Origin of the sequence: Methylorubrum salsuginis (assembly GCF_900114375.1) — a bacterium.
In the GTDB taxonomy this organism is placed as follows: domain Bacteria; phylum Pseudomonadota; class Alphaproteobacteria; order Rhizobiales; family Beijerinckiaceae; genus Methylobacterium; species Methylobacterium salsuginis.
This window is the reverse complement of the sequence record NZ_FOSV01000013.1, coordinates 61,609-83,064: the sequence shown is the minus strand read 5'-3', so window position 1 is coordinate 83,064 and position 21,456 is coordinate 61,609. Positions and strand designations below refer to the sequence as shown.

21 protein-coding genes are annotated in these 21,456 nt (G+C 71.8%); 3 read left to right on the top strand and 18 right to left on the bottom strand.

Features of this window, described 5'->3' with window-relative positions; genetic code table 11:
- Nucleotides 1-132 precede the first annotated feature (132 nt).
- Entirely contained in the window at nucleotides 133-816 is a 684-nt protein-coding gene (locus BM140_RS15930) for a response regulator transcription factor (protein WP_091948347.1), read from the top strand.
- Nucleotides 817-947: 131 nt separating this feature from the next.
- Here the strand turns inward: BM140_RS15930 and BM140_RS15925 are convergent, their stop codons facing one another.
- From BM140_RS15925 to BM140_RS15895, 7 genes are all read right to left on the bottom strand, one after another.
- Nucleotides 948-1,601: a transglycosylase SLT domain-containing protein gene (locus tag BM140_RS15925; RefSeq protein WP_207549466.1), complete on the bottom strand. Its 654-nt coding sequence runs from the start codon at nucleotides 1,599-1,601 to the stop codon at nucleotides 948-950.
- Complete coding sequence (gene fliK / locus BM140_RS26095) at nucleotides 1,537-4,086, bottom strand: flagellar hook-length control protein FliK (RefSeq protein ID WP_244535458.1); 2,550 nt, start codon at nucleotides 4,084-4,086, stop codon at nucleotides 1,537-1,539. The genes BM140_RS15925 and fliK overlap by 65 nt, the downstream gene beginning before the upstream one ends.
- Nucleotides 4,087-4,129: 43 nt before the next feature.
- Nucleotides 4,130-5,395, bottom strand: a complete 1,266-nt coding sequence (locus BM140_RS15915) for a chemotaxis protein MotC (protein ID WP_091948343.1) — start codon at nucleotides 5,393-5,395, stop codon at nucleotides 4,130-4,132.
- A gap of 71 nt (nucleotides 5,396-5,466) precedes the next feature.
- Entirely contained in the window at nucleotides 5,467-6,888 is a 1,422-nt protein-coding gene (locus BM140_RS15910; RefSeq protein WP_091948338.1) for a MotB family protein, read from the bottom strand.
- Between the two features lies 1 nt (nucleotide 6,889).
- The gene (locus tag BM140_RS15905) at nucleotides 6,890-7,666 is read right to left on the bottom strand and encodes a hypothetical protein (RefSeq protein WP_091948335.1); all 777 of its coding nucleotides are present in this window, start codon (nucleotides 7,664-7,666) and stop codon (nucleotides 6,890-6,892) included.
- Nucleotides 7,666-9,366 (bottom strand): flagellar basal-body MS-ring/collar protein FliF, encoded by a 1,701-nt coding sequence (gene fliF, locus BM140_RS15900; RefSeq protein WP_091948333.1) that lies wholly within the window; start codon nucleotides 9,364-9,366, stop codon nucleotides 7,666-7,668. Before fliF ends, BM140_RS15905 begins: the two co-directional genes overlap by 1 nt.
- Nucleotides 9,367-9,419: 53 nt before the next feature.
- A complete protein-coding gene (locus BM140_RS15895; RefSeq protein WP_091948330.1) occupies nucleotides 9,420-9,887 on the bottom strand; it encodes a MarR family winged helix-turn-helix transcriptional regulator in 468 nt (155 codons plus the stop codon).
- 177 nt (nucleotides 9,888-10,064) lie between these two features.
- Between BM140_RS15895 and BM140_RS15890 the strand changes: the two genes are divergently transcribed.
- Complete coding sequence (locus BM140_RS15890; RefSeq protein ID WP_091948470.1) at nucleotides 10,065-11,804, top strand: chloride channel protein; 1,740 nt, start codon at nucleotides 10,065-10,067, stop codon at nucleotides 11,802-11,804.
- Here BM140_RS15890 and fliP read toward each other — a convergent pair.
- The 10 genes from fliP to flgB form a co-directional block, all read right to left on the bottom strand.
- Nucleotides 11,746-12,531, bottom strand: a complete 786-nt coding sequence (gene fliP, locus BM140_RS15885; RefSeq protein WP_091948327.1) for a flagellar type III secretion system pore protein FliP — start codon at nucleotides 12,529-12,531, stop codon at nucleotides 11,746-11,748. The genes BM140_RS15890 and fliP overlap by 59 nt on opposite strands.
- Nucleotides 12,528-13,013: a flagellar basal body-associated FliL family protein gene (locus BM140_RS15880; RefSeq protein ID WP_056244590.1), complete on the bottom strand. Its 486-nt coding sequence runs from the start codon at nucleotides 13,011-13,013 to the stop codon at nucleotides 12,528-12,530. The genes fliP and BM140_RS15880 overlap by 4 nt, the downstream gene beginning before the upstream one ends.
- 73 nt (nucleotides 13,014-13,086) lie before the next feature.
- Complete coding sequence (flgH, locus tag BM140_RS15875) at nucleotides 13,087-13,800, bottom strand: flagellar basal body L-ring protein FlgH (RefSeq protein WP_091948324.1); 714 nt, start codon at nucleotides 13,798-13,800, stop codon at nucleotides 13,087-13,089.
- Nucleotides 13,800-14,405 (bottom strand): MotE family protein, encoded by a 606-nt coding sequence (locus BM140_RS15870; protein WP_091948321.1) that lies wholly within the window; start codon nucleotides 14,403-14,405, stop codon nucleotides 13,800-13,802. Before BM140_RS15870 ends, flgH begins: the two co-directional genes overlap by 1 nt.
- Entirely contained in the window at nucleotides 14,402-15,544 is a 1,143-nt protein-coding gene (gene flgI, locus BM140_RS15865; RefSeq protein WP_091948318.1) for a flagellar basal body P-ring protein FlgI, read from the bottom strand. Before flgI ends, BM140_RS15870 begins: the two co-directional genes overlap by 4 nt.
- A gap of 11 nt (nucleotides 15,545-15,555) precedes the next feature.
- Nucleotides 15,556-16,089: a flagellar basal body P-ring formation chaperone FlgA gene (gene flgA, locus BM140_RS15860; RefSeq protein ID WP_091948315.1), complete on the bottom strand. Its 534-nt coding sequence runs from the start codon at nucleotides 16,087-16,089 to the stop codon at nucleotides 15,556-15,558.
- Between the two features lie 59 nt (nucleotides 16,090-16,148).
- Nucleotides 16,149-16,937 carry a flagellar basal-body rod protein FlgG gene (gene flgG / locus BM140_RS15855; protein WP_091948312.1) on the bottom strand — a complete coding sequence of 263 codons (789 nt, stop codon included), beginning with the start codon at nucleotides 16,935-16,937 and terminating at the stop codon, nucleotides 16,149-16,151.
- 12 nt (nucleotides 16,938-16,949) lie between these two features.
- Nucleotides 16,950-17,285: a flagellar hook-basal body complex protein FliE gene (gene fliE / locus BM140_RS15850; protein WP_091948309.1), complete on the bottom strand. Its 336-nt coding sequence runs from the start codon at nucleotides 17,283-17,285 to the stop codon at nucleotides 16,950-16,952.
- Between the two features lie 10 nt (nucleotides 17,286-17,295).
- Nucleotides 17,296-17,712: a flagellar basal body rod protein FlgC gene (gene flgC / locus BM140_RS15845; RefSeq protein ID WP_091948306.1), complete on the bottom strand. Its 417-nt coding sequence runs from the start codon at nucleotides 17,710-17,712 to the stop codon at nucleotides 17,296-17,298.
- Nucleotides 17,709-18,095, bottom strand: coding sequence for a flagellar basal body rod protein FlgB (flgB, locus tag BM140_RS15840; RefSeq protein ID WP_091948303.1), 387 nt, complete (start codon nucleotides 18,093-18,095; stop codon nucleotides 17,709-17,711). The genes flgC and flgB overlap by 4 nt, the downstream gene beginning before the upstream one ends.
- 145 nt (nucleotides 18,096-18,240) lie before the next feature.
- On the opposite strand from flgB, the gene BM140_RS15835 reads away from it, so the two are divergent.
- A complete protein-coding gene (locus tag BM140_RS15835; protein WP_091948301.1) occupies nucleotides 18,241-20,913 on the top strand; it encodes a heparinase II/III domain-containing protein in 2,673 nt (890 codons plus the stop codon).
- Here the strand turns inward: BM140_RS15835 and BM140_RS15830 are convergent.
- Nucleotides 20,910-21,284: a hypothetical protein gene (locus BM140_RS15830; protein ID WP_091948298.1), complete on the bottom strand. Its 375-nt coding sequence runs from the start codon at nucleotides 21,282-21,284 to the stop codon at nucleotides 20,910-20,912. The genes BM140_RS15835 and BM140_RS15830 overlap by 4 nt on opposite strands.
- Nucleotides 21,285-21,456 lie beyond the last annotated feature (172 nt).

Genomic DNA, 21,456 nt, shown 5'->3' with positions numbered 1-21,456 from the left:
CCGGCCTGCTGCACCGCGACATGGATGAGTGTGGCCGCGAATCGAGGGTTCGCGTCGGCTCCGCTCCGGGCGGCGCCCACCCCTCCGCGGCGCCCGGCCGGTGTTGGGCCGGCTCCGGGGGATGAACTGTCGATGTATTTCCTGGTCGATCCGCGGGAATCGGTGAATGCCGGCTACAGGGCGAGTTTCGAGCGTGAAGGGGTGTCGTCGTTCGGTCTCTTGCCCGACGAGTTCCTGAGCTGGATCGAGGCCGCCTCCCAGAGCGACCTCGACGCGGTACAGGGCTTCCTGCTCGGCGATTTCGAGGACCGGGCTAAATGCGCCACCTCGATCCGCCGCCATTCCCGCGCGCCGATCATCGCCCTCTCCGACCTGCGTTCGCTCGAGCAGACGGTGCAATTGCTCGACGCCGGCATCGACGACGTGCTGCCCAAGCCCGTCCATGTGCGCGAGATCCTGGCCCGCTCCGAGGCGATCTGGCGCCGGGTCAACGGTGCGCTGCCCGCCCCGACCGAGACCGCACCTGCGGCCGAGCGCCTCAAGGTGTTCCATGACGGGCGCGATCCCGAGATCGACGGCGTTCCGCTCTCCCTGCCGCGGCGCGAGCGTCATATCCTCGAATATCTCGTGCGCAACCGCGGGCGCCGGCTCACCAAGACCCAGGTCTTCAACGTGGTCTACGGCGTCTACAGCAACGGCGTCGAGGAAAGCGTGATCGAGGGCCATGTCAGCAAGCTTCGGAAGAAGATCGCCGAGCGCCTCGGCCACGATCCGATCGAGGCCAAGCGGTATATGGGCTATACCTACGTCGGGTGAGCCGACCTATCTTGTCCGCTTGAACCGCTTCGGTCCGGATCAGCATGACGGCGACCCATCGATCCGGTCGATTGTTCGCCCGGTCCGGCGCGCGATGCCGGGAGCGCCGGTGGCTGTGAGCCGGGGCCGGTTCACCCCGGCTGGCAGAACGCCTTCGCCCCCGGTGTCCAGTTGCCGAAGCCGGTCGCGACCATGTTGGCGATGACGCGGCAGACATAGATCTTCTGGGCCGGGTTGTTGTTCGGGCCGGCATGGTAGCGCGCCACCGCCAGCGTCCAGCTTCCCTCGCGGTCGCGCAGTTCCTTGAGGAAGCGGGTCGCGTATTCGACGTTCTGGGCCGGGTCGATCATCGCCTCCAGCGACGCGAACTTTTCGCGGTGATAGTGGTGGTTGATCTGCATGCAGCCGAGATCGACCAGCCGCACGCCCTCGCGCTGGGCCTGGCCCAGCCGCGCGATCACGTCCGCCGGGCCGGTGCCGAAATAGGCGCGGCCGCCGATGTTCATCGCATAGGGCTGGAGCGAGCCGCGTTTGCCGCTCTCGGTGAGGCCGACCGCGTAGAGCATGCCGAGCGGCACGCCGTAGCGCGCGGCGGCCCGCGCCATCTGCTGCTCGCAGACATTCGAGCCCGCCCGCGCGTTGCCGTCCGGCCCATCCGAGGCGGTGGCATGCCGGCCGCTCTCGGAAACCGGCGGCACCGCCGTCGCGGCGAGCGACGCGCTAGAGATACAGATCGCCGCGATCTCGAAGATCGCCGCGATCGCGAGTGGAAGACGCGCTGTCATGGTCCTGTTCCTGGACGCGAGAGGTGGCCTCCTGTCCCTCGCGGGACGGGCGCCGGCTCGGCGACTGGTCGGGGGCGCCGCCGCCCGATTGTCCGTTCTGGGGACCTGCTGCGAAATTCTGAGCAGATCCGCGTTCCGATGCGTGGCCGAGGGAGGCGCCGCCGCCCGCCTCGATGGTGAGCGATTGTGGCGCGTAGCCGGCCTCGCGCAGCAGGTCCGAGAGCGCGCCGCCCTCGCGGCGCAGGCGCTCGGCGGTCTCCTCGCGCCCGGTGCGCAGGTTCATTTCCAGCCGCCCGTCCTGCAGCCGCATCCGCACCAGCACGGTGCCGAGATCGGCGGGATGAAGCTGGAGTGTCAGGATGCGCAACGGCCCGGCCTCGACCGGCAGGGCCGTCCGGGGGGCCGCCGAGGGCGGGGCCGCCGGGAATTGCGCGCTCACCGCATCGACGATCTGGCGCAGCGGCGAGGCCGGCACCGAAGGCCCGGCATGGGTCGGCGCGATCGAGGCCGCGGGGACCGGCGCTTCCGGAGCGCGCGGCTCGGCCGAGGCCGAGGCGCCGGCGGTGCCGAGGCTTTCGTCCGATGTCCGCTCCGCGCCGACCGTCGTCTCGGCTCGGGCCGGCGGGACGCCGACCGTTTGCTCCGCCCGCTGCGGCGCCACGCTCGCCTCCGACCGCGACGGTGGGACGGCCGGCATCGCCCCGGCCTGTGCCTGTGCCCCCGCCGGGGACGGGGCATCGTCCTTCGGTGCGGCATCCGCCTTTTCGGGCAGGGCCGGTTGGGGTGCGCTGGGCGACGTCGTCTGCGCTCCGGCGTCGCCCGGCGGCGTGCCGGCCTGCGCCGTGGCCGTCCGTTCTGCGGATGCACGATGTGCGGCGCCACCCGGAACCGGCGCGACCGCCGCGTGATCGATGTGCGGCGCCGCGGCCTCGGCGCCCGCTTCCTGGGCGGTCGCCGCCTCGTCGAGCGGGCGCTGCGTCTCGCCGCGCGCGGCCCGCGGAGCCGCCGCCGCGATGGCGGGCGCCGCCGTCGCGAGGCGCACGATGTCGCTCGGTGCGGCATCGTGCGGCTGAACAGGCGCGGTGGATTCCGCGGGTGGGGCCGCGGGGGCAGGAATTGTCCGCCCGTCCGGGTGCGGGCGCACCGTTCCCGCTTCATCGGCGACCGCAGGACGCGCGCGCGCGATCTCCATCGAAGCGTGCGAGAGCGCCGCGGCGGTGATCGATGCGGACGGTATCCCCGACGGCGGGGCCGTATGCGCGGCGGGGGCGGTGGAGGGGACGGAAGGTGCTGCCACCGCAGCCTGGCTCACGTCGGGACTCGGCGGCGCCTCGGTCGCCGCAAATGCGGATCGGTCGGCCGCGGTCGCGTTCGACGCCGTTCCTGCGCCGGCTTCCAAGGGGGGCGCCCCTTGGGCGGGGAGCGGATCGGCCAATCCGGCCCGGCGAGGGGCCTCGGGCGCGACGCCCGCTCCGGTGGTCGCGGGAACTGGGCGCGGCGCGGTCTGCGGAGCCGGCACGTCGCTTGGAACGGAGGGCGCGGCCGGTATCCGGGTCGAGACGTCGCCGATCGGTGCCTCGGTCGGGACGGGCCGGATATCGTGCGAGAGAGAAGCGACGGCCGGGCGCGGCGCCGTGGCGGCATCCGCCCGCCCGGCGGGCGACATCGCCGCGTCCTCGGCCGAAGCCTGATGGGCCGTGGGGGCGCCCGGAGCCGTGATCGCCGCAGCCTGCCGGGGCGCGCCGTGCTCGGCTTCGGCTGGAGACCCGGTGTCGGAGGCGGCGGACGAAGGCGCGGCCGTCGGCATCGGTGAGGCGGCGGCATTCGGCGATCGGCCCGGTGCCGAGGGGACGCCCGGTTCGACGACGCGGGACGCCGAGCCGGCGGCAGGCGCGGGGGCTTCGAGGGGAGCGGCGTCGAGGGCAGGGGCGTCGAGGGCAGGGGCGTCGAGGGCAGGGGCGTCGAGGGCAATCGCGGTCGCGGCGGACGGCGCCTGCTCCGGAAGCGTGAATCCGACCGGCGGGGTCGCCGCGGCGCCCGGCAAGGCCCGAGGCTGGACCGGCGCGAAATGGGTCTCGATGCCGACGAGGGTCATGCGCGGCGCGGGCGCAGGCGCCTCGGCGGCGGGCACGCCCGCGCGGGCGGCGGCGCGCTGCACGATCGCCGAGAGGGCCGCCTCCGGCGGCAGGGCCGGCGGGGCGAGCCCCACAGGGACCGGTGCCGTGAGCGCCATGAGGTCGCGCAAAGACGCGCCGGTCTCGTCGGTCGCGGCTTCACCGGAGCCGGGATCGGCAGGGAGCCGGGGCGATGCGGCTTCGGCTTCCTTGCCGTCGGCACCCGCCTCCGTGGGGGCGGGACGAATCTCGAGCGCGTCCAGCATCGCCTCGAAACCGGGGGCCGCGCGCGGTCCGGCCTCGTCGCCCGTCGGCGCGCGGCCGGCCTCGGCCTTGGGGCGCAGGGGCGTCAGGATGTCGAGGGGCGTCATCACGCGGGGTCGAGCCTCATGGCGGTGTCGCGGCGATACGGGTTCAGGGGTCCAGCGCCCGCTCGGCGCGGGCCAGCGCCTCGCGGGCCCGGCCGATGGCCGGCGCATCCGGCACCGCGCGGCGGGCGGTGGCGTCGGCGGCCGACGGGGCTGCGGGCGCCGGACTCGGCAGCGGGCCGCGGATCTGGCCCGCGGCCGAGAGGGCGGCATCGAGCAGGTCTGCGTCGCCCTCGACGAAGGCGGCGCGGTCGAGGCTGCGCAAGGCCTCGTAGCCCTCCTCGAACCGGCCGTCGGCGACGATCAGCGCCGCACCCCGGTAGAGCCGGGCCTGGGCGGCCGCGCGCGTGTCCGGCGCCGCGAGCCCGGCGGCGCGCTCGGCGGCGAACAGCGCGGTCTCGCGCCGGCCCTGTTCCAGACCGGCGCGGGCGACGAGGAGGTAGAGATCGCGGCGGCTCTCGGGCTCGATCTCGTCGAGCATCCGCTCCAGACTCAAGGTGCGGGTTCGGTCGCTGTCGAAGTCGAGCCGGGTCAGCGCCCCGGCGAAGCGCTGGCGGAAATTGCCCGCATAGACCGAGCGGCGGAACCGGCGCAGGTACTGAATCGACAGCGCCTCGAAGCGCGCGGCATCGCCGCCCTGCGCCACCACGAAGATCTGGCGGCGCAGCGCCCCCTCCTCGACCAGCGTCCCCGGCGACAGCAGGCGGGCGAGATCCAGGAGTTCGAGCGAGCGCACCGGCGCCTCGCGCACCAGAAGAGCGGATTGGGTGAGCGCGAGCTGACCGGCGAGACCCGCCGGCATGGTGCGGGCGTCGATTCCGGCGAGCTTGGCGCGGGCCTCCTTCTCGCGGCCCTGGAGATAGTCGAGTGCGCCCTGCGCCAGCGGCGCCTCCGCCTCCGGCACCTTGCCCGTGGCGATCATGCGGCGCAGGACGCCCGGCCCGCCGCCGGCGAGCGCGAAGGTCACGACGGCGCGCACGTTCTCCGGCGCGACCCAGGTCTCGGGATCGAGTTCGGTCAGCTTCTGCTCGATGTGGACCAGGAGCTGGCGCTGGGCGAGGTGAGCCTGGGTCGAGCCGCGGGCGATGCGGTCCTGCAGCAGCTGGAGCGTGCGCACCAGTTCCACCGGCAGCCCGTGCGGCGTCACCGGCAGCGGTTCGATCGGCTTGGCCGGGGCACCGTGGCCGCCATGCCCGCCGTGGTCGTCCGCCGGGGCCGCGTGGGAGTCGGCCGCGGGCGCCGCGCCGTGACCCTCGCCATGGTCCGCCGCCACGGCCGGGAGGCCGAGGGCGAGGAGCAGGGTCAGGCCCATCCCGCCGATGCGCTTGAGGGAGCTGCGGGTTCGACCGGGGAGAGGACGGGGCCGTGCCGAGGCGGACGGAATCATTCCGGCAGCCCCCGCAGCAGGATCTCGATCCGGCGGTTCTCGGCCGCCTTCGGGTCGGCGGGCACCCGGGGCTGACGGTCGGCATAGCCCTCGATCCGCTCGACGCGGGCCTCGTCGACGCCGCCGCGTACGAGCATGTAGGAGGCCATCTGCGCGCGGGCCGAGGAGAGACGCCAGTTGTCGTAGGTCTCCGACTTGAACGGCCGCGCATCGGTATGACCGCGCACGACGATCTTTCCCGGGTGCTGGTTGATCACCTTGGCGATGCGCTCCAGGGCCTTGACCACCTTCGGCGTCGGCTCGGCCGAGCCGATCCCGAACATGCTGAAGTTGAGCTCGTCGCTGATGCTGATGAGGATGCCCTCGCCTGTGCGGCGCACTTCGACGTTCGGCACCGGGCTCGCGGTCGCCATCGGCTGCACCACCTTGGCGATCTCGGCCTTCATCTCCGCCATCGCCGCGGTCTCGGCCGATTTCGCGTCCTTCACCGGCTCCTTGGCAGGCTCCTTCGCCGTTTCCCTCACGGTCGCCGGCTTGACGTCGGCGGGCTTGACCTCGGGCGCCTTCGCCTCGACGGGCTTGGCATCCGCGGGCTTGGCCTCCGCGGATGGCGGGGCCTCCGCCGGCTTCGGCTCGGGCTCCTTGGCGACGGGCATCGGCTCGGCGGAGGCGAGGCGGACGCCGGCCGCCTTCATCGCGTCCTGCAGGCTCTGGCGCGCGGCTTCCTTCTTGGCCGCGTCCTTGGCTGGATCCTTGGCTGCATCCTTGGCCGCGTCCTTCGACGGATCCTTCGGCGTCTCCTTGGCCGGGGCCGCGAAGGATTGCGCCTTGGCGTCGAGGCGCGCCTCGGAGGGCGCCGCGGAGGCGGTGTCGAGGGCGCCGGGATTGTCGGTGCGGCGGCGCGGCAGGGCCGCGACCTGCCAATAGAGCGGATCGAACGGGTCGCGGCCGGTCTCGCCGCCGGCCACGCCCGGTTGACCCGATTCGAGGGCCGAGGCGTCCGCGCTCGCGGCCTCCGGACCCGGCTCGGCTTCCGCCGCGAGCTTGGCCAGCACCGCGTAGGGATCTTGGAACAGGGCGGATTCGCGGGCGCGGCTGCCCGGCGCGCCTTCGGCCTTGCTGCCTTCGCCCTCGCCGGTCCCGCTCCCCTTGCCGGCGGGGGGCGGATCGTTCGGCACGTCCTGCGGATCGTTGACGCCCTTCCGGTCGTGCGTGACCTCGGCGAGCTTCACCGGGTTGAAATACTCGGCGATGGTCTGCTTCTGCTCCTTGCTGGTCGAGTTGATCAGCCACATCACGAGGAACAGCGCCATCATCGCGGTCATGAAGTCGGCGAGCGCGATCTTCCAGGCACCGCCGTGGTGACCGTCTTCGTGGTAGTGCTTCTTGACGATGATGATTTCTTGATGCTCGGACATCTCACGCCTCCGCCACGGCGGCTGAGATCAGCCGGCCCCAGGCCGACAATTCGGTCTCGATCACGGTCTCGCCCGCGCTCACGGTCACCTCGGTCACGTCGGATGCCGTGAAGGCGACCGCCGCCGACAGGCCGCCCAGGCGTCCCGACAGGGCCGCGATCAGATCTTCCGGGCCGGTGATCGAAATTGCCGCCGGCTGCGGCTCGGCGAGCAGGCGCGTCACCGCCTGCGACAGGGCCTCGACGGCCTGACGCCGCAGAGCCTGATCGAGGACGGGGGCGAGCAGGCGGGCGACCCGCTCCGAAAGGGTCGCGTCGAGGCCGGCGAAGGCCGCCGCGAGCTGGCCTGCCAGCACGGTGCCCTCCGTCTCGGCCCAATCGCGGCGTGCCTCCGCGAGGCGCGTCTCGAAGGCGGCCCGCTCCCGGGCGAGCCGCTCTTCCGCCTCGGCCAGGGCTTCGGCCCGGCCGGCTTCGTGCCCGCGCGCCTCCGCCGCGGCGATCAGCGCCTCGCGGTCCTCCGCCGGTTGCGCCGGGGGGGCGGCCAGGGTCACGGGCGCGAACGCCGCGAGGCCGGGGGCGTGGAGGCCGGAGGGGGTGATCTCCGAGACGGGCGCGGCTGCCTGCGCGTCCGGGACGACGGCCGGCGCCGGCGCGGGGCTCGGTGGCTTGCTCCGCTGCGCGGGACGAAACCAGTCCCCGTCAAACTCGGGCGCGCGCGCGGCGGCCGGGGGCGGCGCCTTCCCGATCTCGGGCAGGAGCCGGGCGATCAGGCCCTCCATCACGCCGGCTCCTCACGCATCAGCCAGCGCTTGAGGACGGCCGCGACCTGCTCCTCGTCGATGTCGATGAGCTGCTCTAGGCGCTTCTGCGGCGAGCGGGCCAGCTTGTCCTCGAGTTCCTCCATCAGGCCGGCCAGGCCCGGCGCGGGGAGCTTCTGGGGTTCGCCGTTGGCCGCGACCGTGCCCGGCGCGGCGAGCGCGGGAGCCCCCTCGACGAGCCCGGCCGCCGCCGCCCCGGCGGCGAGCGCGGGGGCGCCCTCGGGAGCGTTGAGCGCGGCGACTTCCGCCTGCTGCGCCTCCGGCACGGCGAGGATCGAGCGAAGCGCCGGGCGCAGGCCGAACCAGATCAGCAGGGCGGCGACGACGAGGATGGTGACGGCGTTGATGAGCGTGCCCGACTGCTTCATCAGCACGTCGGTGACCGAGAGCGGCGGCACCGGCTCGAGCGGCTGGCCGTCGTTGATGAAGCCCACCGCCGCGACCTTGATCGTGTCGCCCCGCTCCTTGTTGAAGCCGGCGGCGGAGCCGACCAGCTCCTCGATCTCGGCGATCTGTTTTTCCAGCGCGGCCTTGTCGTCGGGGCCGGCGAGCGCGGTGAGGCGCGAGCGGTTGACCAGCACGGCGACCGAGAGGTGACGGATCGCGTAGCCGTCGCTCACCGTCTGCACGGTCTTCTGGGAGATCTCGTAATTGGTGAGGTCTTCCTTCTTCGAGCTCTCGTTGCTCGACTGGTCGTTGCCGTCCGAGCGGGTCCGCTGGTCGGGCAGGTTCTCCTGGGCGCTGGTGGGCCGCTGGCTGGCGCGGTTCTGCGCGTTCTCGCTCTCGCGCACGGAGCGGACCGAGCGCTCGACGCGCTGGTCGGGGTTGTAGATCGTCTCGTTGGTCGAGGTCTTGTCGGTGTTGAGCTGGGTGGCGACGCTGACCTCGAAATTGCCGACGCCGAGATAGGGCGCGAGCGTGCGGCGGATGTTGTCCTGCATCTCGCGGCTGACCGACTTCTCCAGCGTCGCCATCTTGCCGGTGGGCGCCGAGGCGGCATCGTCGCCGGCCAGCAGCACCGTGCCCTCGGAGCCGATCACGGTGACGCGGTCGGGCTTCATGCCCGGGATGGCGGAGGCCACGAGGTGGCGGATGGCTTGCGCGCCCGACACGTCGTCGGCGGGCTCGGTGCGCACCACCACGGAGGCCGAGGCCGGCTGCTGGTCGCGGCGGAACGAGCCGCGGTCGGGCAGGACCAAGTGGACGCGGGCGGCGCGCACGCCCTTCATGCCTTGGATCGTCCGGGCGATCTCACCCTCGAGCGCGCGGACGCGGGTCACTTCCTGCATGAACGAGGTCATGCCCAGCGAACCCAGATCGTTGAACAGCTCGTAGCCGGACTTGGAGCTTTGCGGCAGGCCCTTCTCGGCCAGCAGCATCCGGGCCTGGGCGGTGTGGCCGTAGGAGACCAGCACGGCCGAGCCGTCCGCCGACACGTCGAAGGGGATGCCGTTGTCCTTGAGCACGCCGCCGATGCGGCCGACATCCTCGCGCGACAGACCCGTGTACAGCGTCTCCTGCGCCGGGCGGCTCAGGTAATAGGCGCCGATGCCGACGCCTAGGAACACGAGCAGGCCGACCAGCCCGAGGGCGATCAGCCGCCTCGCGCCGAGGTCGACGATGTTGCTCCACAATCTCTCGGCTTGCTCGCGACCGGGCATCCTGAGGCCATCCGAACCGGACCTGATCCTTGGTCCGGGTGCCATGTTGCCGGTCAGCCTTGCGTGGGGGTTGCGTTCGCCTTCGCAGCCGGATCTCCGAGCGCCTGAGCCAGCGCCCTGGCGAGCGCCGGCTCCAGGCTGCGCAGCTCGGTCAGATGCGCCGCGGTCAACTGGTGCAGCCGCGCCTCCGCCTCGGGCGTGAGGGCGAGTTCCATCCGCCTGCGGTCCTGCACGCCCCGGCTCTTGGCCAGGAGCTTGGCCTCGACCATGCGGGCCACGAGTTCGGCGGCGCTGTGCGGGGCGATCATCAGCCGCTCGGCGACGTGACCGACCGTGGGCGGCTCCGGTCCGGGATGACCCGCGACGGTCAGCAGCGCCTGATGCTGCTGCGGCGGCAGTCCGGCCTGCGTCGCCGCCGCCTCGCTGAAGGCGAGGAAGCGCCGCAGCTCGTAGCGGAAGGCTGCCAGCGCCGCGTAGTGCGACCGCGACAGCGGCGCCCCCTTCGAATCCTCGTTCGTCATGCCGGCCACCTACCACGGACTGGAATATGTCGTAACACGATATATGATGGATGGACCGATCGAAGGAGGGATATCGTGAAGCACGAGGTTCCGGTGGGCGCACCGGTCCAGAGCCCGGTGGTGCGGCGCCCGCTCGCGGATTTTGCCGCCGACCCGCGCATCCTGATCCTACTCGCCATGGCGGTGACCATCGGCGCCGCGGCGACGCTGGCGGCGGCTGTCCTCCTGCGGCTGATCGCGCTCGTGACGAATGTTTCGTGGTTCGGCTTGCTCGACACCGTCCCCCATTCGCTCGTCGGCGTCTCGCCATCGCCGTGGGTTGTGCTGATCCCGGTGCTCGGCGGCCTCGTGATCGGACTCATGGCCCGCTACGGCTCGGAAAAGATTCGCGGCCACGGCATCCCCGAGGCGATCGAGGCGATCCTGCTCGGCGCGAGCCGGATGTCGGCCAAGGTCGCCGTGCTGAAGCCGGTCTCCTCGGCGATCTCCATCGGCACCGGCGGGCCGTTCGGCGCCGAAGGGCCGATCATCATGACCGGCGGGGCGCTGGGCTCGCTGTTCGCGCAACTGTTCCACCTCAGCGATGCCGAGCGGAAGACGCTGCTGGTGGCGGGCGCCTCGGCCGGCATGACGGCGATCTTCGGTACGCCGGTCGCGGCCGTGCTGCTCGCGGTCGAGTTGCTGCTGTTCGAGTGGCGCCCGCGCAGCTTCGTCCCCGTGACGGCCGCCGCCCTCACGGCCGTCGCGCTTCGCCCGCTGCTGTTCGAGGCCGGGCCACTCTTCCCCTTCGCGGCCCATCCGGCGCTGCCGGGCTGGGGGCTTCTCGCCTGCGCCGGCATCGGGCTCGCCGCCGGCCTGCTCTCGGGCCTGCTGACGATGCTGCTCTACCGGCTGGAGGACGGCTTCGAGCGGCTTCCCATCCATTGGATGTGGTGGCCGGCGCTCGGCGGCCTGTTCGTTGGCCTCGGCGGACTGATCGAGCCCCGCGCGCTCGGCGTCGGCTACGACGTGATCGCCGACCTGTTGAACACCGATCTCGCCGTGCGGGCGGTGCTGCTGATCCTCGCCGTCAAGGCGGCGATCTGGCTCGTGGCGCTGGCGTCGGGCACCTCCGGCGGCGTGCTCGCCCCGCTGCTGATCCTCGGCGGGGCGATGGGCTGGCTCGTCGGGCACCTGCTGCCGGGTGCTCCCGGATTTTGGGCGCTGCTCGGGATGGCGGCGATGCTCGGCGGCACCATGCGGGCGCCGCTTACCGGCGCCCTGTTCGCGGTCGAACTGACCGGCGACGTGCGGGCCCTCGTGCCGCTGCTCGCCGCCACCGTCACGGCCTATGCCGTCACCGTGCTCCTCCTGAAGCGCTCGATCCTGACCGAGAAGCTCGCGCGCCGGGGCCAGCACGTCACCCGCGAATACGCGGTCGATCCCTACATCCTCACGCGCGTGAAGGACGTGATGGTCCGCGCGGTCGACACCCTCGACGGTGGCCTGCCCCTCGACGAGGCGATCGCCGCGATGGAGGCCGGCCGCCACCGCGCCTACCCGGTGCTCGACGCCGAGCACCGCCCGCTCGGCTTCGCCACCCGCGCGCTCGGCCTGCACTGGACCCTGAACGGAACATCTGGCCGGGATCGCCTCGCCGCCCGCATCGCCGGCACGGCGCTCGCGGTCGTCCATCCCGACGACGTGGTGGCGCACGCTCTCGACGTGATGTCGGCGACCGGCCAGGGCCGCGTGGTGGTCACCGATCCCGAGTGCGGCGCGCTCGTCGGCCTGCTCACCTGTCGCGACCTGCTCCAGGTGCGTGCCACGGCGCTACGGGCCGAGACGGATCGGCGGGCCTACCGGGCGACGCTGCGCCTCAGAAGAACGACCGCACCAGCCCGCTCACCAGCAGATTCCATCCATCGATCAGGATGAAGAACAGCACCTTGAACGGCAGCGAGATCACGGTCGGCGGCAGCATCATCATGCCCATCGACATCACGATGGTGGAGACGATGATGTCGATGACGAGGAACGGCAGCACGATCAGGAAGCCGATCTCGAAGCCGCGGCGCAGTTCGGAGATCATGAAGGCCGGGATCAGGATGCGCAGGTCGATCTTTTCGCCTTGCTCGGCTTTGGGGAAGTTGCGGCTCGCCAGATCCGAGAAGGTCTGAAGGTCCTTCGGGCGCACGTGCTGGGTCATGAACTCCCGGAACGGCTCGACGATCTTGGTGAAGGCCTCCTCCTCGCCGATGCGGTTCTCCTGCAGCGGCTTCACGCCCTCGTTCCAGGCGCGGTCGAAGGTCGGGGCCATGACGTAGAAGGTCATGAACAGCGCGAGCGAGACGAGGAAGATGTTGGCCGGCGTGCTCTGAAGGCCGAGGCCCGAGCGCAGGAACGAGAACGCGACGGCGAACCGCGTGAAGCTCGTCACCATGACGAGCAGGCCCGGCGCCAGCGACAGCACGGTGAGCAGCGCGACGAGCTGGATGATGCGCCCGCTCGCCGCCCCGTTCCCGGGGGGAAGCAGCGCATCCAGGCCGGGCACACCGGTGACGCCGCCGGCCGCGCCCTGAGCGAGGGCGGCGGTGGCCGTGAGGCTCACGACGGCGAAGGCCGCCGCCGCGATCCGAGAGGCGCGTGCCACGGCCCGGCTCATTGAACCACCAGCGATTCGACGATGAGTTCGCGCACGGCGCCCTTGGTGCGGATGGCCACGCGCTCGTTGAGGTCCTCGCGCAGGTGCTGGAGGCCGCTGGCGCCCTCGATCTGGGCGAGCGACATCGTGCGCAAGTAAGCCACCGCGTCGGCGCGGATTTCGGCGAGCGTCACGTCCGGGTTCGGCAGCGTGCCGGTCTTGAAGACGATGGAGGATTCGATCCGCACCCAGGCGTCGGCGGGCTCGGCGAGATTCGTCACCGCCGAGCCGACGCTGCGCAGGGAGAGGTCGCCGGTATAGTTGAGCACCTTCACCGCCTTGTCGGCCTCGTCGCGCTTCTTGAGGTCGACCGACTTCTCGACATTGCCGAGCAGGTAGACGCCGAGGCCGCCGCCGGTGCCGACGGCGACCAGCGTGACCAGCAGCAGCGCCCCGATCCAGCCCTTGCCGCCCTTCTTCGCGCCGTCCTTGGTCTCGGCCATGGTCTCTTCCTTGTGTTCACGCTCACCGCTTCGCGGCGAGAGTGGCTCGCCGCATCAGCGGCGGCGCGACGCCTCAGAACGGCGCCACCGTCTCGAAGATCTGCTGGCCGACCGTCGGCCCCTGAACGTCGGTGAGGCGGCCGCGTCCGCCGTAGGAGATGCGGGCCTCGGCGATCTTGTCGTAATCGATGGTGTTCTTGCGCGAGATGTCGCGCGGGCGGACGATGCCGGCGACGTTGAGCACGCGCACCTCGTTGTTGACCCGCACTTCCTGCGAGCCCGAGATCATCACGTTGCCGTTCGGCAGCACTTCGGTGACGACCGCGGCGACCGAGAGGCTGAGCGTCTCCTTGCGGTCGATGTTGCCCTGGCCCTTCGTGGAGGTGCCAGAGCGGATGCCGGTATCGGCGGTGGCCGAATCCTTCAACGCCGAGACGCCGTAGCCGAAATCGAACCCTAAGAAGCTCTTCTGGCTGCGCTCGCGTTCGGTCGCGTTGTCGAACTGCGCCTTGTCGTTGATGGCAATGGCCACCGTGATGACGTCGCCGACGTTCTTGGCGCGCGGGTCCTGATAGAGGTCCGCGCTCGCGGGCGACCACGTCGAATGGTAGCTGTGACGCGGGCCGTAGGCGCCGAAGGTGGTCGGCAGCGGCTCGCGCGGGGCGTTGAGCCCGGTGCCGACCGGGGTCAGCACGGGCGCGCGGCCCAGGCGGTCGAGCTCGTTGGTCTGGCAGGCGCCGAGGCCAAGGGCAAGGCAGCCGGCGAGGGCAGGGAGCAAGCCGCGCATCACGATCTCTCGTTCTTTCTCGGGGCCGGGACCGGCGCGTTGGGCGCGGCGGGCGCGTCCTTGCGGCCGGCGTCCGACATCTTGCGGGCGAGGGTGGCCGCGCGGGTCGCCTCCATCTCGGAGAGGATGGCGCTGGCCGCGCGGGCGTTGAGCTTGGTGAGCAAAGCCGCGGCCGATTCCTCCGGCATGTTGGCGAACTGGAGCGCGGCCGCGTCGGGCTTCATCTTGGCGTAGACCGCGACAACCGTCTCGTCGGCCTTCGCCAGGAACTCGTTGCGGCGCTTGAGCCAGGTCTCGTACTCGGCCCGTTTCTCTTCCAGCGCCTTGATCCGCTCCTCGACCTGACGTTCGAGGGTGGCGAGCTGCTCCTTCTGCCAGGCGAAGCGGGCATCCGCCGCGGCGTCGGCGATGTTGGCGCAATAGCCGGACTTCGCCGGCTCCTTGGCGACGAAATCCTGGGCCGAGACTTCCTTGGGCGCGTCGCGGATGGCGAGCGCCTTCATGGCCGCTTCCTTGGCCGGGTCCGGCTTGTCGCCGCCGCCGGCCGCCAGGGCTACGCCGGAGAGAGCGAGCCACAGGGCGAGAGTGAGCGCGCCGCGGCTCATTGAACGACAAGCTCCGCCTGGAGGGCGCCGGCGGTCTTCACCGCCTGCAGGATCGCGATGATGTCGGTGGGCTTCAGGCCGACCTGGTTGAGGCCGCGCACCAGTGTCTGCAGATCGGAGCCGCCGAGGATGGCGAGCCGGCCCATCTGCTCCTGGGCAGCGACCTCGGTGCGGGGCACCACCACGGTCTGGCCGTTGGAGAAGGGCGCGGGCTGGGACACCTCGGGCGCCTCGGTGACCCGCACCGTGAGGTTGCCGTGGGTGACCGCGACCGTGGAGATCTGCACGTTGCGGCCGATCACGACGGTGCCGGTGCGCTGATCGACCACGACGCGGGCCGGAGTGTCGGGCTGGATCGTCAGGTCGCCGATTTCGGCCACCAGCCGGGTCTGCGCCATCTGGCGTCCGCGCATGACGACGACGGCGCGCTGGTCGCGGGCCGAGGCGATGCGGCGGCCGAAGGCGGAAAGCGACCACGCGTTGATGGCGTCCGAGATCTGGGTCGCGGTCTTGAAGTCGGGGTTCTTCAGCTCGAACACGAGTTCGGGCAGATCGCGGAAGGTGCCGGGCACCTCGCGCTCGATCAGCGCGCCGTTGGGGATGCGGCCGGCGGTCGGCACGCCCTGCGTCAACTGCTCGGCCGCGCCCTGCACGGTGAAGCCCGAGACCGCGAGCGGGCCCTGCGCCGCGGCATAGACGAGGCCGTCGCCGCCGGTGAGCGGCGTCATCAGGAGGGTGCCGCCTTTCAGCGAGGTGGCGTCGCCCATGGAGGTGACGGTGACGTCGATGCGCGAGCCGGTGCCGGTATAGGGCGGGAGATCGGCGGTCACCATGACGGCGGCGATGTTGCGGGTGCGCAGCCGCGCGTCGCGCACGTTGATGCCGAGCCGGTCGAGCAGCGATTGCAGCGATTGCTCGGTGAACTGCGCGTTGCGCAGGGTGTCGCCGGTACCCTGCAGGCCGGTGACGAGGCCGTAGCCGAACAGCTGGTTGTCGCGCACGCCCTTGAGCGTGGCGATGTCCTTGATCCGGGTGCCGGGCGCGGCGCGGGCCGGGCCGGCGACGAGGGCGAACCCGAAGCCGGTGACGAGCCCAAGCAGGACGGCGATGAGGACGCGGTGGAACGGGCGGCGCGACATCGAAGAAGGCATCACTGCGCGCCGACCTTGATGCGGCCGTCGGCCATCACGGTGCCCAGCACGATGCGGTTGGTGTCGGTGTTGCGCACCCGGATCGTCTCGCCGAGCCCCCCGTTCTGAAGGGGCGAGCCGACGGTGGTGATGATCAGGCCGTTCTCCTCGAACACCATCTGGGTCGGGGTGTTGCGGCTCACGAGGCGGGGATCGTCGACGGCGTTGACCGGCACCGGCTCGCCCGGCAGCAGCATCCGCCGCGCCTGCCGGCCGGCGATGGCGAGCGGGGCGTCGATCACGGCCGAGCGCGCCTTGAAGGTCGAGGGATAGGCCTGCATCCGCAGCATCGATTCCTTGATCGTGTCGCCGGGATAGATCGTGACGACGGGCACCGGCAGCATGATGTCCGGGGCGGCCGAGGGGGCTGCCAAGGGGGCAGCCAAGGGGGCCGCCAAGGGGGCCGCCATGCCCTCGACGGCGACGGCCGGAGCCTGCGCCGAGACGGCGAGCAGGGAGACGAGCAGGCAGCGGGCGAGAAGCGTGCGGGCCATGGGGATCGCGCCGATACGAGAGGGAGGGGAGGGCGGGCGTCGCGTCGCGAGAGGCCGCGTCAGCGGATACCCTTCGAGATCGTGCCGGCCATCTCGTCGGCGGCCTGGATCACCTTGGAGTTCATCTCGAAGGCGCGCTGGGCCGTGATCAGGTTGGTGATTTCCTTGACCGGATCGACGTTCGAGCCTTCGAGGTAGCCCTGGTGCAGCCGGCCGAAGCTGACATCGCCGGGATTGCCGACGACCGGCGCGCCGGAGGCCGGGGTCTCGCGATAGAGGCCGTTGCCGAGGGGCTCCAGGCCGGATTCGTTGGCGAAGTTGGCGAGCGTGAGCGTGCCGATGTTCTGCAGCGCCACCTGTCCCTGGACCTTGGCGAAGACCTGACCGGATTCGTTGATCGTCACCTCGGAGGTGTTCTGCGGGATCAGGATCGCCGGATCGATGGCGTAGCCTTCGAGCGTCACGAGCTGGCCGGTGGCGTTCTTGTTGAAGGCGCCGGCGCGGGTGTAGTTGATCTCGCCGCTCGGGCTGGTGATCTGGAAGTAGCCGCGCCCGTTCACCGCCAGATCGAGCTGGTTGCCGGTGTTGGTGAGCTGGCCCTGGCGATGCAGGTTGCGGATCGCGGCGGCGCGCACCCCGAGGCCCAGCATCGCGCCTTCCGGCACCGCCTCTTGGCCCGCCTGGTTCGGCGCGCCCTGCTGGCGCTCGGCCTGATAGAGCAGGTCGGTGAACTCGGCCCGCGCGCCCTTGAAGCCCGTGGTGTTGAGGTTCGCGATGTTGTTCGCGATGACCTCGAGGTTGAGTTGCTGGGCCGACATGCCCGTGGCGGCGATGGCGAGAGCGCGCATGGTCTAGACTCCTCAGATCGGCATGCGGCTGAGTTCGAGATAGGCGGCCACGACCTTGTCGCGGATCGCCACGACGGTCTGGAGGCTCTGCTCGGCGGACATCACCGCCTCGACCACCTGCTGGGCCGAGGCCGTGCCCTGGATGCCGGCGATCGACGTCGATTCGCCGACCCGCAGGGCGTCGCGCGCCTGGGTGGCGAACTGGGCCATGATGTCGCCGAACTCCGTGCCGGCGGCGGGGGCCGCCGCCTGGACCGGAAGCGCCGCGCGCTGGACCGGCGCGGTCTCGGCGAAGGAGGTGCCGGCGACCTTGTCGAAGGCCGACAGCGAGGTGAGTGCCTCGATCATCGTAGCTGTCTCAGGACTTGAGGAGATCGATCACGCCCGCGACCATCGCGCGGGCCTGCTTGATGACCTGGAGGTTCGCTTCGTAGGAGCGGTTGGCCTCGCGCATGTCCGCCATCTCGACGAGCATGTTGACGTTGGGCAGCTTGACGTTGCCGTTCTCGTCGGCCGCCGGATTGGCCGGGTCGTGCTCGGTGCGGAACGGGGTCTTGTCGGTGCCGATATCGGTGAGCTTCACCGAGGCGAAGCCTGCGGCGCGGTCGAGCTCGGCCCGGAACGTCACTGTCTTGCGGGAATAGGGATCGGCGCCGGGGGTCTCGCCGGTCGATTGCGCGTTGGCGAGGTTCTCCGAGACGACGCGCATGCGCACCGACTGGGCCTGGAGCCCGGCGGCGGCCAACCGGGAGGCGGAGAGCAGGGGATCGATCATGATCCGCTCCGCACGGCCGACATCAGCATCCGGTGGAACGACTTGACCACCGCGTTGTCGAGGTTGCTCTGGCGGGCGACCTCGCCGCCCTTGAGCATCTCCTGCTCCAGGCTCACCTCGCTCGACGATGTGAGCACCTCCCAGGCGCTTCCGGCTTGCTCGCGCACCGGGATGCGGTTGCCCTGCTGTTCGAGATGTGCGTCCGCCGTGGAGCGCATGTCGAGGCCGGTCCTGGCCAGCACCTGGGCGAAGGGCACCACGTCCCGCGCCTTGAAGCCGGCGGTGTTCGCGTTGGCGACGTTGCCCGCGATGGTGGCCTGCCGCACCGCGAGGTAGCGCGCGTGCTGCGAGGCGAGGTCGAACAGGTAGACGCCCGTCGTCATGGCAACGTCCCCCTCCTCAAAGGGGCCTTCGATGGCGGGGGCGCCGGTCGGAAGCCCCCTCGTCTCCTGGGGGTTTAGGTCGGCAATCTTGCACGGGGCTGGCTCGCGGCTTGACACGGAGCCCTCCCCCGGTGCGCCTGCGGCTATGGACGCGCGCAACGAGGAACGGCTTTCGGGAGAGACCGGAGACGGGGGGGAGGACGTGATCGTCCGCGCGCCGGTCTCGGCCCGCTATGCCGGCGGCGCCGGGCCGGGCGGGAATGCGGGCCTGCACGTCGTGGCGGCCAACCACCGCTTCGCCCGCGCCGTTCTGGGCTTCGAGGGTTTGCGCCCCGGCGCTTGGTCTGCCCTTCGCTTTCGTCTCGCTTACGAGGCGGGCGAGGCCTCGGGCCTGAGCGCCGACAGCATCGGGCTCGGCTTCGACTTCCTGGCCGGCGACGGATCGAGCCTCGACCTCGACCATGTGCCGGGGCTGGTGCGCAGCCTGCTCGATCCGCACGCGGCCTGGATTCCCGGGCCGGCGCTCGCCGAGGGGCTCGTGCGCGTGGCCTTCCGCATGCCCGATCAGGCCCGCGACCTCGCCGTGACCGTGCGCTCCTGGCGCAACACCGCTCCGGTCACCGTGTCCGATCCGGTGATCCTCGTCGGACTGCCCGACCCAGGCGTCGCGCCGCGTCGGCGACTCCTGGAAACGAACCCTCTCTCCCTGCATTTCGCGCTGCCGGACGGCGTCGGCCTGGCGCTTCGCGGCCAGATCACCGCGCCGCAGCCCGACGAGCACGCCGCGCGCGTGCGGCTGGTCTATCGGGACCGCGCGGGCTCCGAGATCGCGCCGCCCTATCCCGGTGCCGTCTCGGTGCCGGGGCTCGGAGCGGTCTTCAACCTCTCGGCGGTGCCGCAGGCGCGCCGCTTCACCCTGGACCTGCGCCCGCCGACCGGTGCGGCCGGCATCGATCTCGATTTCGGCCCCTGGGAGGATGCGACGAAGCCGACGGGCGCCGAACTGATCGGCGTGCTCGAACTGGCGTTGGAGGACGCGTTCCGCCTGGAGAGCCTGTGCGGCGAGGACGCCCTCGACGCGCCCGCCTTCCTCGCCCGCCTCGCCGACCGGCTCGGTCTGCCCGAGGATGCCGCGGCGGGCTGGCTCGCGCCGGCAGGGGAGGGGGCGACGGTCGCGCCGCTCGCCCGCGCCCGCGCCTTGCGCGCCGGTCCCGATCGAACGGCCCGGCTCGATCCGGAGGGCGGCGTTGCGCTGAGCCTTGCCGGCCTGCCCGAATGGTCACTGCCGGAAGCGCCGAACTGGCGCGAGGATCCGTTTCGCTCGGTCGCGTGGCGGCTCGCCTACCAGTCGCTGGCATGGCTCCTGCCGCTCGTCGGGCAGACCGAGGGGGCCGGGCGTCCCGCGGAGCTTGCCGCCGCCTGGTCGGCGGCCAATCCCTGGGGCCAGCCGAGCGATCCGCTGAGCCTGCATCCGGCCGCGCTCGCCCCCCGCGGCGAGGTGCTGGCGCATCTGCTCCGCGACGAGGCCGTGCCGCGCGGTGCCGTCGCGGCGGAGGCCGCGCGGCACGGTTTTGCCCTGGCCGAGATCGTCGGGCAGAACACGCTCGCCCGCGGGCTTCCCGGCATCCAGTCCGCCGCCGCCCTGCTGGCGCTCGCCCGCGCGCTGCCCGCCTTCCCCTTCGCGGCATTCTGGGAGACGCTGGCCCGCCGCAGCCTGGACCAGGGCTTCGACGCGCTCCTGGGCGCCGACGGCGCCTTCGCCGAATCGGCGCTTCAGCGCCGGCTCGACCTTCTGGGCCATGGCCGCGGCCTCGCCGAAGCCTTGGGCGAGGCGGCGCCCGGCCCGACCCTCGCCGTCCGCGTCGCCGCCGCCCTGCCCGGCCTCGCCCACCTCGTCGATCCGGGCGGGCGGCTGCCGCCCTTCGGCGACGGCGCGACGAGCCTCGACCAGGCCGGCTGGATCGCCCGGCTGCTTCAAGCGGAGGCCGGCGACCTCGTCGCCGCCCGGGACGAAGCATCGACGGAGCCGGCGGCGGAGGCGGCCGACGTCACGGCTCTGCGCTACGACGGGCCGGAGCGGGGTTGGGCCTCCTTTGCCTGCCAGCATGCCGGCCAAACGCCGCAGGAGCACCGCGACTGCACTTCCTTCGTCTTCGCGACGGGCGGATCACGCTGGATCGTCGAGGGCGGCGGCGAGGGCGTCGAGACGGGCGCGGCGCGCCATTTCCTGCTCTCGCCCCGCGCCCACAACGTCGCGATCCCCGATGGCCGTGAGCCGATGGCGGGACGGGCGTGGCCCACTGCGCGGTTCGACCTCGATGGGGCGCGGGTCCTGGGATTTGCGAGCAACGTCCACGGGCCGGACTACGCCCATGCGCGCTTCTTCGTCATCCTCGACGATCTGAGCGGGCTCGCCGTGCTCGACCGCTTCGTGCGGCGCGGCGATGCGGAGGTCCGGGCGGTTTCGTTCGAAGGATTGCTGCACCTGCCGCCCGAGACGCTCGTGGCCCTGTCCGGCCCCCGTCGCGCGCTCGCCCGGCAGGAGGGCGGACGGCTCGATTTCCAGCCCTGGACCGTGACGGGCCAAGGGGCCGGCCTGGACGTGGTGATCGGGCGCAGCGACCGGCCGGGGCGGATGCAGGGCTTCGTGGCCGCGGGCAATGGCAGCCTTCGGGCCGCCCCGGTCCTGCGCTACGCCTTCACCGGCCGCGGAAGCGTCTGCGGCGGCATGATCGTCGCCACCGATGGGGAGGCGGAGCGCCGCCTCGTTCGCCTGCTCGGGACGGAGACTGTGCGGCGCCTCGTGGAAGGCGGTTAGAACCCTGCCAGGAGGACCGCGACGGCCCGGTCGATCGACAGGTAGAACACGCCGAAGGCGACGGCCGCGGCGGCGGCGAATTCGAGAGTCTGGTTCGGCAGGGTCTGGAACCGGCGCATGGTCTCGCGGCCGAAATAGGCCGAGGCCCAGGCGAAGGTCAGAACGGCCGGCAGCACGAACAGGTAGGACAACGTGCTCTCGACCCGGAGCGGGCCGGCGGGGTCGATCAGCGCCCGGATGTTGCGCACCCACGGGGCGTTCGCCGCCGCGTAGAGCGCCGTCAGCCACGACAGGCCGACCGCCACTCCGAGATGCAGCGTGAACTGGCGGTGCAGGCGCGAGAAGTCGTCGCGCGCGTCGTCGAACGTCATCCGGCAAACCCCCAAATCGAGCCGGCCGGTGATTCTGGCGTCCCCGGCCTCGTGAGCTGTTGGGATGCCGGGGAAGGTTGAGTTTTTTGTGACGTGGGCAGGAACCTTTCGGCGCGACCCCTAAAACACCTCACGGCGCATAGGAACGAACCGAGGTGCCGCGGACCGATGC

Bases quoted from the DNA above. Each gene is read 5' to 3' on its own strand.
- BM140_RS15930 (WP_091948347.1), top strand. From the start codon at position 133: ATGTATTTCCTGGTCGATCCGCGGGAATCGGTGAATGCCGGCTACAGG.
- BM140_RS15925 (WP_207549466.1), bottom strand. From the start codon at position 1,601: ATGACAGCGCGTCTTCCACTCGCGATCGCGGCGATCTTCGAGATCGCG.
- fliK (WP_244535458.1), bottom strand. From the start codon at position 4,086: ATGACGCCCCTCGACATCCTGACGCCCCTGCGCCCCAAGGCCGAGGCC.
- BM140_RS15915 (WP_091948343.1), bottom strand. From the start codon at position 5,395: ATGGGCCTGACCCTGCTCCTCGCCCTCGGCCTCCCGGCCGTGGCGGCG.
- BM140_RS15910 (WP_091948338.1), bottom strand. From the start codon at position 6,888: ATGTCCGAGCATCAAGAAATCATCATCGTCAAGAAGCACTACCACGAA.
- BM140_RS15905 (WP_091948335.1), bottom strand. From the start codon at position 7,666: ATGGAGGGCCTGATCGCCCGGCTCCTGCCCGAGATCGGGAAGGCGCCG.
- fliF (WP_091948333.1), bottom strand. From the start codon at position 9,366: ATGCCCGGTCGCGAGCAAGCCGAGAGATTGTGGAGCAACATCGTCGAC.
- BM140_RS15895 (WP_091948330.1), bottom strand. From the start codon at position 9,887: ATGACGAACGAGGATTCGAAGGGGGCGCCGCTGTCGCGGTCGCACTAC.
- BM140_RS15890 (WP_091948470.1), top strand. From the start codon at position 10,065: ATGGCGGTGACCATCGGCGCCGCGGCGACGCTGGCGGCGGCTGTCCTC.
- fliP (WP_091948327.1), bottom strand. From the start codon at position 12,531: ATGAGCCGGGCCGTGGCACGCGCCTCTCGGATCGCGGCGGCGGCCTTC.
- BM140_RS15880 (WP_056244590.1), bottom strand. From the start codon at position 13,013: ATGGCCGAGACCAAGGACGGCGCGAAGAAGGGCGGCAAGGGCTGGATC.
- flgH (WP_091948324.1), bottom strand. From the start codon at position 13,800: ATGCGCGGCTTGCTCCCTGCCCTCGCCGGCTGCCTTGCCCTTGGCCTC.
- BM140_RS15870 (WP_091948321.1), bottom strand. From the start codon at position 14,405: ATGAGCCGCGGCGCGCTCACTCTCGCCCTGTGGCTCGCTCTCTCCGGC.
- flgI (WP_091948318.1), bottom strand. From the start codon at position 15,544: ATGTCGCGCCGCCCGTTCCACCGCGTCCTCATCGCCGTCCTGCTTGGG.
- flgA (WP_091948315.1), bottom strand. From the start codon at position 16,089: ATGGCCCGCACGCTTCTCGCCCGCTGCCTGCTCGTCTCCCTGCTCGCC.
- flgG (WP_091948312.1), bottom strand. From the start codon at position 16,937: ATGCGCGCTCTCGCCATCGCCGCCACGGGCATGTCGGCCCAGCAACTC.
- fliE (WP_091948309.1), bottom strand. From the start codon at position 17,285: ATGATCGAGGCACTCACCTCGCTGTCGGCCTTCGACAAGGTCGCCGGC.
- flgC (WP_091948306.1), bottom strand. From the start codon at position 17,712: ATGATCGATCCCCTGCTCTCCGCCTCCCGGTTGGCCGCCGCCGGGCTC.
- flgB (WP_091948303.1), bottom strand. From the start codon at position 18,095: ATGACGACGGGCGTCTACCTGTTCGACCTCGCCTCGCAGCACGCGCGC.
- BM140_RS15835 (WP_091948301.1), top strand. From the start codon at position 18,241: ATGGACGCGCGCAACGAGGAACGGCTTTCGGGAGAGACCGGAGACGGG.
- BM140_RS15830 (WP_091948298.1), bottom strand. From the start codon at position 21,284: ATGACGTTCGACGACGCGCGCGACGACTTCTCGCGCCTGCACCGCCAG.